Source organism: Butyrivibrio sp. INlla16 (assembly GCF_900104155.1).
Classification (GTDB): Bacteria; Bacillota; Clostridia; order Lachnospirales; family Lachnospiraceae; genus Butyrivibrio.
Genome location: NZ_FMYB01000010.1, coordinates 97,830 through 110,124, shown reverse-complemented (window position 1 = coordinate 110,124; position 12,295 = coordinate 97,830). Strand labels below are relative to the sequence as shown.

The 12,295-nt window shown below is 41.8% G+C and carries 13 protein-coding genes and 1 pseudogene; 7 read left to right on the top strand and 7 right to left on the bottom strand.

The annotated features are described in order from the left end of the window. From BLR42_RS22650 to BLR42_RS07070, 4 genes and pseudogenes are all read left to right on the top strand, one after another. A pseudogene (locus tag BLR42_RS22650) lies at positions 1-274 on the top strand (transposase); the annotation flags it as partial. A 4-nt stretch (positions 275-278) separates the two neighbouring features. After that, positions 279-1,553, top strand: coding sequence for a hypothetical protein (locus tag BLR42_RS23265; RefSeq protein ID WP_091867812.1), 1,275 nt, complete (start codon positions 279-281; stop codon positions 1,551-1,553). Positions 1,554-1,770: 217 nt separating this feature from the next. Beyond that, on the top strand, positions 1,771-2,499 hold the full coding sequence (locus BLR42_RS07075) for a hypothetical protein (protein WP_139165121.1): 729 nt from the start codon (positions 1,771-1,773) through the stop codon (positions 2,497-2,499). Further along, a complete protein-coding gene (locus BLR42_RS07070) occupies positions 2,483-2,863 on the top strand; it encodes a hypothetical protein (RefSeq protein ID WP_091867808.1) in 381 nt (126 codons plus the stop codon). The genes BLR42_RS07075 and BLR42_RS07070 overlap by 17 nt, the downstream gene beginning before the upstream one ends. Positions 2,864-2,918: 55 nt before the next feature. Here the strand turns inward: BLR42_RS07070 and BLR42_RS07065 are convergent, their stop codons facing one another. After that, positions 2,919-4,058: a transglutaminase domain-containing protein gene (locus BLR42_RS07065; protein ID WP_170832669.1), complete on the bottom strand. Its 1,140-nt coding sequence runs from the start codon at positions 4,056-4,058 to the stop codon at positions 2,919-2,921. A 379-nt stretch (positions 4,059-4,437) separates the two neighbouring features. On the opposite strand from BLR42_RS07065, the gene BLR42_RS07060 reads away from it, so the two are divergent. The 3 genes from BLR42_RS07060 to BLR42_RS07050 all read left to right on the top strand — a co-directional run bounded on the left by BLR42_RS07060 (position 4,438) and on the right by BLR42_RS07050 (position 7,509). Then, a complete protein-coding gene (locus tag BLR42_RS07060) occupies positions 4,438-4,890 on the top strand; it encodes a hypothetical protein (RefSeq protein ID WP_091867804.1) in 453 nt (150 codons plus the stop codon). Between the two features lie 119 nt (positions 4,891-5,009). Next, on the top strand, positions 5,010-5,642 hold the full coding sequence (locus BLR42_RS07055; RefSeq protein ID WP_091867802.1) for a hypothetical protein: 633 nt from the start codon (positions 5,010-5,012) through the stop codon (positions 5,640-5,642). Further along, entirely contained in the window at positions 5,623-7,509 is a 1,887-nt protein-coding gene (locus BLR42_RS07050) for an InlB B-repeat-containing protein (protein ID WP_170832668.1), read from the top strand. The genes BLR42_RS07055 and BLR42_RS07050 overlap by 20 nt, the downstream gene beginning before the upstream one ends. Before the next feature lie 353 nt (positions 7,510-7,862). Here BLR42_RS07050 and BLR42_RS07045 read toward each other — a convergent pair whose 3' ends face one another. From BLR42_RS07045 to BLR42_RS07020, 6 genes are read right to left on the bottom strand one after another with little or no spacing between them, the layout of a single operon-like run. Then, complete coding sequence (locus BLR42_RS07045) at positions 7,863-9,362, bottom strand: diguanylate cyclase (protein WP_091867798.1); 1,500 nt, start codon at positions 9,360-9,362, stop codon at positions 7,863-7,865. A 20-nt stretch (positions 9,363-9,382) separates the two neighbouring features. Then, positions 9,383-9,802 (bottom strand): hypothetical protein, encoded by a 420-nt coding sequence (locus BLR42_RS07040; RefSeq protein ID WP_091867796.1) that lies wholly within the window; start codon positions 9,800-9,802, stop codon positions 9,383-9,385. Further along, the gene (locus BLR42_RS07035; protein WP_022761628.1) at positions 9,792-10,379 is read right to left on the bottom strand and encodes a hypothetical protein; all 588 of its coding nucleotides are present in this window, start codon (positions 10,377-10,379) and stop codon (positions 9,792-9,794) included. Before BLR42_RS07035 ends, BLR42_RS07040 begins: the two co-directional genes overlap by 11 nt. After that, positions 10,376-10,876 (bottom strand): DUF4860 domain-containing protein, encoded by a 501-nt coding sequence (locus tag BLR42_RS07030; protein WP_022761627.1) that lies wholly within the window; start codon positions 10,874-10,876, stop codon positions 10,376-10,378. Before BLR42_RS07030 ends, BLR42_RS07035 begins: the two co-directional genes overlap by 4 nt. After that, positions 10,873-11,226 (bottom strand): hypothetical protein, encoded by a 354-nt coding sequence (locus BLR42_RS07025; RefSeq protein WP_022761626.1) that lies wholly within the window; start codon positions 11,224-11,226, stop codon positions 10,873-10,875. Before BLR42_RS07025 ends, BLR42_RS07030 begins: the two co-directional genes overlap by 4 nt. Before the next feature lie 6 nt (positions 11,227-11,232). Then, entirely contained in the window at positions 11,233-12,285 is a 1,053-nt protein-coding gene (locus BLR42_RS07020; protein ID WP_242879242.1) for a type II secretion system F family protein, read from the bottom strand. Positions 12,286-12,295 lie beyond the last annotated feature (10 nt).

Genomic DNA, 12,295 nt, shown 5'->3' with positions numbered 1-12,295 from the left:
GTGCTACTACGAATATTTCAGCGAAGAAATACGCAAGCTCAAGGCAGTTCTCGACAACGAGATCAACAGCGGGAACTTAAAGAGCGAAGATCTCAAGACCACCAAAAAGCTAAGAACCTGGGTCAACAATACACCTTTATATCTGCAGCTGCAGTGGTTTGATACAATCGAGCAGGTAGAGATATCTACCAAACTCCGCAGTCGCAGATGGAATACAGAAATAACCTCCTGTGATGCGCTCTATCTGGAAAAAATAGGCCTAAATCAGGAGTGATGATTTGAGTACACATTTAACGACTTTAGGGGTTATAACTGCAGTTGAGGAAGGAATAGCAAAAATAAACCCTGGTGAACTGCATCTTAGAGGAAAGATTACTTCGACAGCAACGGGTAATGAATCATGCGGAATATATGCGGATCAGGATATACTTATTGAAAGTGGTGCTATAACCGCTGAAGGTGGCGTGGCGGGGATATCAAATTACAATACGACCGGCGGTGTTCATGGAAATATTAGCATAACTGGCGGAACAGTAAATGCCAAAGGTACAAGTGTGAACTTGAGCGGAATGGGCATCTATGGGTATAACCAGGTAAATATCCAGGGCGGTACAGTAACTGCAGAAGGTAAAGGTTCGGCGATCATTGCAACTAACGGGAATCTTTCCATAGGTAATGGGATAACCAAAGTCAGCACAAAAACTTCCAATGGACAATGTGCTGTAATGACTATTGGAAACGGGCAGACCAATTTTATTGATTTAGGGGACGGTGTTGTGATAACGAAACCTGTTGGAGGAGTTGTCTATGCAGGCAATAGGATCCTTGACGAACCCAATAACGTGTTTGCTAAGGAAGTTGTTTTTGAACCTGCTAGTAGTGGTGATGACAATAACAACGATGACAACAATAATAATAACGGAAATAACAATAACGGCAACAACAATAATAACAATAATAATACAAACGAGAATGGCAATGAAAATGGTAATGGTGGAGGAAATAGCGATCCTCAGCCGCCTGCGGAAAATCCTACCCCCAAAATGGAACTCAATGCTTCAATCCTATACATAAAGACGGGTGAAAGATGTTCCAGAGTAACGGCTAAACTCACCAATGATTCGATACAGTCTGTAACAAGTTATAAACCAAAGATAGCAACAGCTTCATTTAGTGGTAATAAAATAACCATTAAAGCCGGGAAAAAAGCCGGGACAGCCAAAATGCAAGTTGTTTCAAGTGCCGGAAACAGATGTATGTTAATCGTACATGTTCAGAATAATAAAGTTACAACAAAGACTATTAAATTATCAAAAGGATCTAGTACCCTAAAGAAAGGTGGATCACCTTTAGCCATTAAAGTTACTGTAACTCCGGATAAGATATCGACCGGAGAAAAAGTCAAGGTAAAGCTGTCCAAAAAGGGTATTGTCACCGTTAAATATGATGAGGAAACCGGCATTCTTACAATCACACCCAAAAAGAAGGGGACATGCAATATTTTGTTGACCGCGGGGAAGAAGACCAAGACGATAAAAGTAAAAGTAAAATAAATGTGTGTGGGAATGATGAGAAAGAAAATATTTGTTGCGCTGAGTCTTACAGTACTCATTCTGGCTTCGGGGTGCTCAGATGCCGGAAAAACCGAATAGACACCTGCTCCAGAGTCTTCATCATCTATTCAGGATGAGAAAACAGAAGAAACTTCATTAGCGCCGGAAGAAAACAAAGAAGAGGAACCAGTTACCAGAGAGTATGGAGACTATATCTTTGGGATTTTATATAGTTCATAACGTCACGGTTCCTGATGCACCAAAGAGCTATTACTTTGACCTTCCTGAAAGCGATGAATACTGCGGAGTAAGGACGGGAATGCTGTTTACAGACGTGGCTTCTTCTCCGCCTCAGTGGTCAAAAAGGGTGAAAGCTCCGGAAAATTCAGCGGCACTCCCTGGGATGGATGAATCTCAGCAGTCCCAATATACTTATGAGCAGATAAATATCGAGGGTAAAGAAGGCGAGACACTTAAGCGATTATTTGAGGATTTTTATACGGATGAGCTCTCATCCTATGAAGCATTCTTCGATGAAAAATATGATGATATAGCAAATGAGGTAATAGACCAGAAGCTGACGGATCCTTTTGAGATATCGCAGAAATTCTGGAATATAGATGTCACGGATAATACGCCGGAAAAACTTGTATTTGTGACAGAGGATTCAAAGGAGATCGAACTGCCTGTTGTAACTACAAAGGTTGGCGTTTCACTTACACAGACATATCCCATGGATACAGAGCTATACGGACTGTTCTGGGATGATGGGAACAGTAAGCTCGCCATAACAAATATGGCAGTCATCTTTAATGTCACCAAGGAATCGATGGATACGCTCCAGGCATATGTAGGAACTTTCTATGATGGCGATTTAGGTATAGAAGAAGCTGAAAGTGATCGCGCTGACATATACATATCAGGGCAATGTGCTTACTGTTTATGAAGCTAATGGCGGAACGGCCGAGTATTTCTATGAAGATGGGAAGCTTATTGCCGACAGGGATAATAATGTCTTTACTAAAAATGCACCGGGGAAAGAAGATGCCGCGCCTGAGTCTTCGGCAGAAGAGTCTGTAGATATAACAGGAACATGGTATGATCCTACTGGGCTTGATACCGTTGTGTTCCAGTTTGGCGGTAACGGGGCAGGAACACTTTTCTGGGAAAGAGGCGGAGAATCTACTCCCATAACGTATACCGTTAGCGGAAATACCATAAATATCACGCTTACAAATTCATCCATGACACTTACTTATAGTGGTGGAAAACTTTCTAATGGATTCGGTAATACATATATCAGGGAGTGATGTTCGATATGTTAAAAAAGCGGGAATGTTCAAAAAAGGACATTCCCGCATTTTATTATAATTTCTTGTATTTTGTACTCTTTGGAATACCTGATTTTTTTCCAAGTATCTTCTTATAGATTTTGAGCTTGTTCTTAGGTGCTTTTACTACGGCTTTGGATGATATACCTTTAAATGCATTTTTTCCAACAGAGCTAAGTATGGTGGACTTGATGGTGACTTTCTTTAGGTTTTTGCATCCTGAAAAGGAATCCTTGTCAATTTTTTTTATGTTTTTCCCAATGGTTACTGATTTTAGTTTTGGGGAGCGGATACTTGCGTCTATATTTATGGTGTCTACGGTCAACTCAAATCCTTTATAGTTAATTGTATCTGGGATTGTGTAGCTGGTTGTGTTTTTTGGGAATTCTTGGAATTCGCATGTCTTGCTTGAAGCATGTATCCAGTATTCAGCCCCTTCAACCCTGACTACCCTTCTGTCGTATTCCTCAAGCTGTTCCTCTTCGCTTTTTTTATGAGCATACAGGGTTCCGTAAGCAATGGGAACGCCCTCGTTGGGATTGTATATTGAACTGTCAGGCATGGTTATGCTTGAGCGAGTGTGATCAGCTCCCATCTGCTCTGTTGTTATAAGGAACCACTTGTATGAGATTTCTTTGCTTGAGTATGTGTCGTCAAAAGTACAGTCAACTTCATACCATTGGCCATCTTCCAGTTGAACGATGTTCCAGGCGTGGTAGCCTGAGTTTATTTTTCCGCTAACTTCGTAGCAAGGGATTCCTGTTATGTCGCATAATGCTTTAAATGCGCTTGCGTATCCAACGCACTTTGCTTGTTTGTTAACGAAGACGCCATATGGGGTAGCAATATCATAGGATGTGTCAAGCTTATAGGTTGTCATCTGACAAATCTCATCATGGAAATATTTGACTGCTTCGTGAGGTGCTTCTGGCGCAGCATCAACTATTGGCTTTATTACCTGGAGAATGGAGTCTATCTTCGCTCTTGTATCAGCAAGATTATGTCGTTTGCTTGTGCATTTTATATTCACAAAATCACTGGTGCATATACAAGAGGATGGGGCGTACTCGCTCCAGTTAGCAGTTTTCGCCTCAGCCTTTATTTCTCCAGCGTAAACTGCCATTGTGAAGGCTAATACTGCTGTCAGAATTCCTGTTATTATTCTTTTCTTCATTATATGAATCCTCATCATAGATACTTTTATTCGATATTTTTAAGCGCAACAGGAGTCATAATATCAAAGGGCCACAATATATACAATATGAAAAGGGTATTATAATAGCTTTTTCTGAAGGCTTTTTTTCATGGTTGATGGTTCATTGGTAAATAAAAGTTTCATAGTTGGCTTTCTAATATATAATGATGAACTCAAGCCATGAACTAAAGCGTTTATAGGTTGCTTGATATAAGCATGACTGATTTTATTAGGCATTTGATGAATATTTACTGTCCCATATATCGCACACATAAAATGCGAGAATATGGTGTAGAAGAAAAAGTTGTTGTTTGCAGGCGGTAAGATTAACTATCTGCGTATAATGGGGAGGTAAAAAATGAGCATATATCCATATGAGCAGACATATCCATCAATCACTTACGGACTTTTTTCCTTAAACATCCTTGTTAACAGGAAAAGACTTAGGGAACTGGATAACCATACGGTTATTATCGTTACGGATGAGATTATCGATGATTCCCTGATCAGAAAGTTTGCAGAGATCCTTCTCCTAAAAGGCTGTAAGAACATAGCATTTTGCGGAACAAATGCAGAAGAGTGGCACCAAATATTTGAAAAGGTCGACCTTGATGTAAACGGATTTAATGGCGCAGACGGATACGAGGATTTCGCTGTCATGTGGTGCTTTAACGACATAGAAAGCCTCCCTGATGAGTTGTATTCATGCTGGAATGAAGTTCTTATCCTCTGCAGCAGCATGTCAGTTTTAAAGGAATGCCGCGCTGTCATTTCAGATAGTATGGATTCTGTAAATTATTGTAATTCATAACTAAGTATAAAATTACTATTAAATCACGAGTGCGCAAAAATGTTAATCATATATGAGTGATATAATGTTAAAACAAAGCACATATATGATAACACATCTGTTTCTTGTGAGGTATAGTTATGAAGAAGATGTCTGAATCCCGTATCTTATCTATGTTTATGGCATCGATATTGTGCATTGCATCATTTATCTTGCCGGTGTCACAATTTCCCATGACAGCTTTTGCTGCGACAAGAGTAAAGCTGTCCTATCCCACAAATGATCTTGTAAGGGTACCTGAGCCTAAAACTATCAAGAATGAAACGCAGGTGATCAACGGGGCCAAGATACGTACAAGGAATTCGTCCAATCTTAATACCGGAGTTTCTACAGGACAGTGTTACAGGTACCTTGATGAGACTGAAAAGAAACTGTACAGGGCATTAATGGTTGCAAGTGATCACATCATTGAGTACGATGTTGAGGATGTCGAGTATACTGATCCGAGCCTGGTGCCTGTAGCGCTTGGAGAAAACTCCGTTTTTTCCTGGAATAATGACCAGTTCAACAATGCATATGAGGCAGTCCGGTATGACCATCCTGACCTGATACAGCTTACGATGTGTCAGATGGGAAACGCTGTTTTGACGCTGTATTATACCAGTTCAAATACAGTAGAATACAATACATATATCTGTTTGGTATCACCTTCTTCCTATTACACAGAACAGGTTTGCCCAGATGTCTGGCCAGATGAGGACCCGAAGAGCTGAGATTATAAGAGATGCAAGGATTTTTGGGGCAAATGGAATTCTGGAGAAAGAGCTTGCTGTTCATGATATTCTTCTTGAGATCAACACTTATGACAATGAGTGCTATACTTCCCGAAATCCGAATCATTTAGGGCATACGGCATATGGAGCACTGATTAATGGGACTTCCGTATGTGATGGCTATTCTATGGCATTTTCCTACCTTCTGGAAGGAATAAATGTCAATTCAATAACTGTAGGAGGCTATGCCGGAAGCGGCTCAGAGCGCGGAGGTCATGCATGGAATATGGTTCAGGTAGGCGGAGACTGGTATGAAACGGATACCACATGGGATGACCAGGAAGGAAACAGCAGCTGGACAGATGCCTTTCGTAAGGCAGTTACACATGAGTATTATCATCTGACAACAGCTGATATTCAGAACCATAATAGTACGATAAGCGCAGGATCAACCGGAAGATATAGGGATGCAATGTTTTACAGAGCTCCTTCGGCAACATCTACGACATATTCTTATGAGAATGTGCTTGCAGCTATAGACGGAAATCTTGACTACGAGGTTGAGGCACTTCAGGGGATTTCCTTAAGTCCCAGTTCGATTGCAGGAAATGCAGGGACGGTAGGGACAGGCGGAACGTTTACCGTGACTTGTAGTCCCGCTGGTGCTAACCCGAATGGTCTTGTATGGTCAAGTTCTAATACGAATGTTGTTACAGTAAATCAGATTGGACAGTATCAGATTGTCGGTCCGGGAGTAGCGGATATTACGGCGGAGACTCTGGACGGCAAAGTAAAAGCAGTATGCCAGGCTATTATCACAGATGAATTCGGAGATACGTGGGTTGGCGGAATTACTGTTAATCCGGAAACAGTATCTGCCGACATTGGAGTGCAAGGAACTATAGAATATACAATTACTCCTGAGAGTGCATCAAATAAAAGGATAAGAATTAAAAACTCAAACGAAAATGTAGTGTATGCACGCGCAGGCATATTGAGTAACAGGATAATCTACGAGACACAGAATTACGGCGTTTCCTTAATTACAGTGACAACAGAGGACGGTATGTATACAGGCTACTGTGTGATCAATGTTCCTGCACCAACCTGCTGGGTATCGTTTGACTTGAACGGCCTTCAGGGGGTTGATTTAGCACCAAAGAAAGTAGAATATGGGCAGCAATATGGCGAGCTTCCCGAACTGACTTGCCCCGGATACAGATTCGATGGATGGTTCACAAGGCCAACCGGAGGCACTCAGGTAACACCGTATACACGTGTCTCAACAACTCAAAACCACACTCTGTATGCTCATTGGACGGAAATTGTAGAGCAGCAGGATCCTGATGATAATAACCAGGGCGGTAATGGTAATAATGGAAATAATGGTAATACTGATCAGGGATCAGGCGGTGGCAATAATGATACTTCTTCTGATGAAACAATTACATCCGGCGACAATGACTACCAGACTACTTCCTCTGATACCGCAACTGTAACCAAGGAAGATAACAAAAACATAACGAGTGTTACAATAAGCGATACAGTAACATACAATGGAAAAACCTATAAGATAACAGAGATACAGAGTAATGCATACAAAGGGTGTACAAAGCTCAAGAAGCTTACTATTGGCAGTAACGTGACAAAGATTGGAGCCGGTGCCTTCAGCGGATGCAAGAATCTAAAGAATATAACCGTAAGAGGAAATAACCTAAAGACCGTTGGTTCCGGCAGCTTTAAGGGAATAAGTCCTAAGGCTAAGATAACGATCATATGCAAGAATAAGAAAATATTCAATAAACTTGTGAAAAAGTTTAAGAAAGCCGGGGCAAAGAAAGCTACATTCAAGTTTAAGAAGGGATGACGATTTAGCTATATGATGTAAAGCCGCCTGAGTAAATCAAATAGGGTTTCCGGCATTTTGGTATACATTTTTGTGCTTTTTACGGCTTGTTTTCACATGAAAAGTAAATAGAACGCCGATATTTCCGCTTTAGTATCCGTGTTTTGACAAAATAGGGATACCAAATTGGAAATATCGGCGTTTCATTTACAAAACAGTTCTTAAAAGTCCCTAATACCTGCTAAAATGGGTACCAAATTGCTTGAAATGCTCTCTCATTTACAAATGCAGAGCCCGGGCATAAGTGGATTACACCAAAACTCCCTGGCGCCAATTAATACCATATCGGCAGATTATACAGTCGCTCCGGCGCGTTATTCTTCCTTAGTCAGTTCGTCGATAGCAGTCTTGAAAGAGGCCGCCTTATCTGTTGTGAAGAAGACCTTGTCGGCACCGGCTTCTCGGGCCTCCATGAAGGAATCCTCGTCGGTGGCAACCGCAATGACGGGGATGTGCTTGAAACCGGCGCGATCCTTGATGTAATGGATGACCTGATCGCCGGAGATTTTTTCAATATCAAGATCCACGATGACAAGACGGATGTTATCGTGGTACTGGCTTAGGTAAGTGAGAGCTGTGTCGCCGCTGTGAGTCTCGACGATCGAAAACTTTTCGGAAGCTGCATTCAGGAATTTCTCCGACCTCATGCTTTCTGCGGAGCTAGCAAGCAAAATAAGAGGTTTTCCGTAGGCTTCGCTCTTCGGAATAACCCAGGTACTAACACAGTTTTTGCCCATGAGCTTGGACTGGTAGAGGGCGTCGTCAGCCATGCGGAATACTTCACCAATGGAATGATCTCCGGTGTCGATGATCGCGCCTATACTTAAGGTAAAAGGACTACCGGTACCGAGATCCAAGTCAGTCAGCATCATTTGCATAGTTCTGCAGCGCATCTCAACAATATCAAGCCTTGCCAGACCCGGCATGAATACCATGAATTCATCTCCTCCGAATCTTCCGATATAATCCGTAGATCTGAAGTTCTTTCTTAGAAGCTCGCCAATATTTGCCAAAAGCCTATCACCGGTATCGTGGCCGAAATTATCATTGACCTGTTTGAAATTATCCACGTCGATAATACACATACCGCACGGATCGCCGGGCTTTCTTCGCTCAAAATAATTGTTGATTGCAGTTAATAGAGCACCTTTATTCAGAAGATAAGTAAGCTTATCGATTGTACTGATTTTGGTCAGCTCGTCAAAGGCAAGACCCTCCTGGGATCTTACCTCCAGAATGATGTGCGCACTTAGCATAGATAACACATAAGATGCCAGAGCAAGATATACATCATGGTGGAAGATATCTGTGGTTTTGGTGAAAAATGAAGCAATGCAGAAGATGATAACAAGCGTCAACTCAAAAAGGCCATATTTATACATCCTTGCAATATACACCGTAGGGAATACCACAAGGTATAATGGAAACCACATGGCCTGATGATCAGCGGAAGATGTCATATCCCTCAATATAAACAGAATAAATAAAACAAAGTAGAAGGTTATGCAAAGAACTTCTGTTGTGACGGCAGACAATTTTTCCACTTTTCTCGTATAAAGATTGATCAGGAAATAAATGGTAAGCAGCGGAACCAGCAGTACATGAGCAATGCTCAGTCTGAAGTCGGCAACGATGATCTTACCAAGGAAAATCATTGCAATATAACACATAGCAATATACATGCAAGACTTTCTAAGCATGTAACGATTGCTATTTTCTATGGTCTCAGTACATTTGCCAAAGTATTCGAGAATCTTTCTGTTCTCTCTTTTTGCACTGAATTCAATTTTGCTAGAGCCATAATTTTTATCCATGTAAATGCCCCTGAAAAATATCACTTCATTACAGGAAGAGTCTCATCATAAACAACTTCATCATTATGTGTAACAACACGCCACTCAAGAATCTCATAGGTGGGAGTATCCGGACCTTCCGAGTACATCGGTTTTATGTTTACATCAAGAGTCTGGAATTCACTAAGAGTAATACTTTTATTAAGCGAATTCACATTGATATTCGGATCGCTCCAGTCGATTTTTCTATAGGAAGGCTCATTCTCGGCAATAAATCCGCTGGCTTCGTGGCAGGCCTGATAGTAGGAAAGAGATCTGTCCAGCATTTTTTTGCTCAGAATATAATCTGCCCTTGAATTGACAAGAGTCAGCGATGCAAAGGATATGAGGCTCAGCACGAGGAAAATTAGCAAAATAGATGCTGCGCCTATATGGGTGCTGTAGATCGGCTTACGCTTCACTATTGTCTACCTCCGTGTTTCCAATGTAAAAATCGGTGTATCTGTCGGAGATGATATCAGGATCATCATCATCCGGAATCTGGTCGATTGTGGTCTGCTCATCCATCCTGAGGATGGTTATCTCGCCTTGGAGCGCATCGCCGTCCATTAGTGAGGTGTCGGCCTGCGTGTCTGCGTAAACTTCCTTTGCGGGAAGTTTTTTTATGGACAGAAGGAGCTCATATCCTGCGAAATTCAGAGCACCGTTTTCAGAAGGAAAATCTATAAGATTCCAGTTTTCATCAAAAAACATAATAAGCGCCCCGATCTCAGGGGTGTCATCGTAGGATTCAAGGACAACGCAGCAGCCAGCAAAATAGTCGGCGATGGTGTGCAGATTCCCGCGGCTTCCGTAAAAAACCTCAGAGATATTCTGCGTCCATAAAACTGAATTGTTCATCTCCACAGATTGCTCGGACAAAGTGTGAGCCTTGGCAAAGAGCTGTATGCAGATTGCCCCGGATATAGAGAAAAACAAAATTGATATGATGAGCTCCATCAGAAAGAGACTCGTTTTGCTGTGTTGTGTATGATTCATCCGTTAGCCCCTGTGCCGGATCTTTTCGATGTTATAAAAGTAAGATCCTTTCCGTCAGTCAAAGTGATGGTTATCTGTAGAAGACCTTCTCCTTTACTTGTTATTTCAAGGTTATTAATATCCATTATCCGCTGCCCCGATTCAGGTAGAAGTGTCCCTGCGTCTGCTCTTGAAAACAGCTCCATAAGACTGCCTTCGTACTCATAGAGGTAGGTCACATAATCCACTGTACCTATTGTTGTATCTATTCTGAGAGCACCGGATTTATTGAAAATATCTGTGCTTATATTTCCTTCGGTATCATATTGCCGCAGCTTTTCTGTAATATACGCATAAGCTGTTCGTCTGTCATAGTTTTCCGCAAGAGTGGTGACACTTCTCTTATAAATGCTTGACCCAAGCGCAATAAGCATCAGCGCTCCCATTGCAAATAAAAACAGAAGAGCGATGACGAAGAGCATATCCACGGTATGTCTGCTTTCAAATTGTTTTTTCATGGACGAAGGCCTGCTCCTTTAACGCGCAAAATTGTGACATCCGGATAGATATTGGATGCGACGGGTCTGTAATCTATAAAAAATATGCTCTTGTCATAGACAAGGCCGTAATGTTCCTCAAGATATTCCAAACTCGGAGGATAGATTCCCTCGATGGAATAGCACTGAACGATGTCTCTTTCCACTGCTGTATAAAGGCTTTCTTCCTGTTTCTTTTCTGTGCTCCTGCTTATCTGTGAAACTCCGATGTAAAAAATCACGATGATGAAAATGATGACAAGCGAAGGAACGATAAAGCCCATGATACTAAGTATGAAGTTTTGCCTTTTTTTGAGAGTGAGTTCTTCCATACATGTTTACCCGATCGATGACATGATTCCCATCAGCGGCAGTATTACCGACAGAAGGATAAGTCCTACTATCAGTGAAAGGATGATTACGAGAGTGGGCTCCAGGATAGAAATGAAATTGTACATTTTTCTCTGGGTCTCATCCGTATACTTTCTGGCTATTTGCTGCATTACTGTATCCATTGAACCGGACTGGAAGCCGATGGCAACCATCCTTGAGTAAAACTTGTTGAAGATACCGGCTTCCTTAACAGCCTCCGGGAAGCTGTCACCCGCTGCGATAAGTGAGCGGCATGTCTCGATTTTTACAACCATGTCCTTGTATTCAACCAGCTTACTTACAAGGCGGAGTCCTTCATAGGTGTCCATTCCGCTTGACAGAGTAAGTACCATTCCATTTGCAAATCTGGCGGTTGCAATCTCTCCGTAAATCTTTCTTATCGGAGGAATGTGCATGCCGATAGTTCTGAAAATATCATGCCCCTTTTTAGTTTTAACGAAGAAGATACAGCCGGCCGCAAAAATAACCATGATAGCTATAAACACGATGGAGTAGCGGTTTAGCGCGTTTCCTACAGCCAAGAGCGACCTCGAAAAGCTGTTCATGCTGGTTCCGAGCTGAGCGAATACCTGACCGAAAATGGGAAGCACCTGTGTGATCAGAACAATGATTACAACGATCATCATTCCTATCATTATGAGAGGATAGGAGATGGCGCTGCTTATATTTGTGCGTATGGTATCTTCCTGCTCGTAGTAATCGGCAAGGGAATCCATTACCAGATCCAGATTACCGGACTCTTCACCGATGGTTACCATGTGTATCACATAGCTTGGAAAAGCTCCGGTCATCTGCAGGGCAACGTGAAATCTTTCACCGGAACTCAGAATTTGTGAGATGGTCTTAAGGGTGGAATCATCCCCTTCAAATTTGAAATCCTGAAGCATGATTTCTATTCCTTCAAGCGGGGCAATACCTGCTTTTATCAGCATTGCCATCTGCCTGCAGAAAACGGATATCTCATAGTCCGATAGTTTTTTTTCAGCCATTGAATTCATAGTGTTTTCC

Coding starts and splice junctions, on each gene's coding strand:
- BLR42_RS07025 (WP_022761626.1), bottom strand. CDS start 11,226: ATGGAAGAACTCACTCTCAAAAAAAGGCAAAACTTCATACTTAGTATC.
- BLR42_RS07055 (WP_091867802.1), top strand. CDS start 5,010: ATGAAGAAGATGTCTGAATCCCGTATCTTATCTATGTTTATGGCATCG.
- BLR42_RS07030 (WP_022761627.1), bottom strand. CDS start 10,876: ATGAAAAAACAATTTGAAAGCAGACATACCGTGGATATGCTCTTCGTC.
- BLR42_RS07050 (WP_170832668.1), top strand. CDS start 5,623: ATGAGGACCCGAAGAGCTGAGATTATAAGAGATGCAAGGATTTTTGGG.
- BLR42_RS07020 (WP_242879242.1), bottom strand. CDS start 12,285: ATGAATTCAATGGCTGAAAAAAAACTATCGGACTATGAGATATCCGTT.
- BLR42_RS07045 (WP_091867798.1), bottom strand. CDS start 9,362: ATGGATAAAAATTATGGCTCTAGCAAAATTGAATTCAGTGCAAAAAGA.
- BLR42_RS07035 (WP_022761628.1), bottom strand. CDS start 10,379: ATGAATCATACACAACACAGCAAAACGAGTCTCTTTCTGATGGAGCTC.
- BLR42_RS07060 (WP_091867804.1), top strand. CDS start 4,438: ATGAGCATATATCCATATGAGCAGACATATCCATCAATCACTTACGGA.
- BLR42_RS07065 (WP_170832669.1), bottom strand. CDS start 4,058: ATGAAGAAAAGAATAATAACAGGAATTCTGACAGCAGTATTAGCCTTC.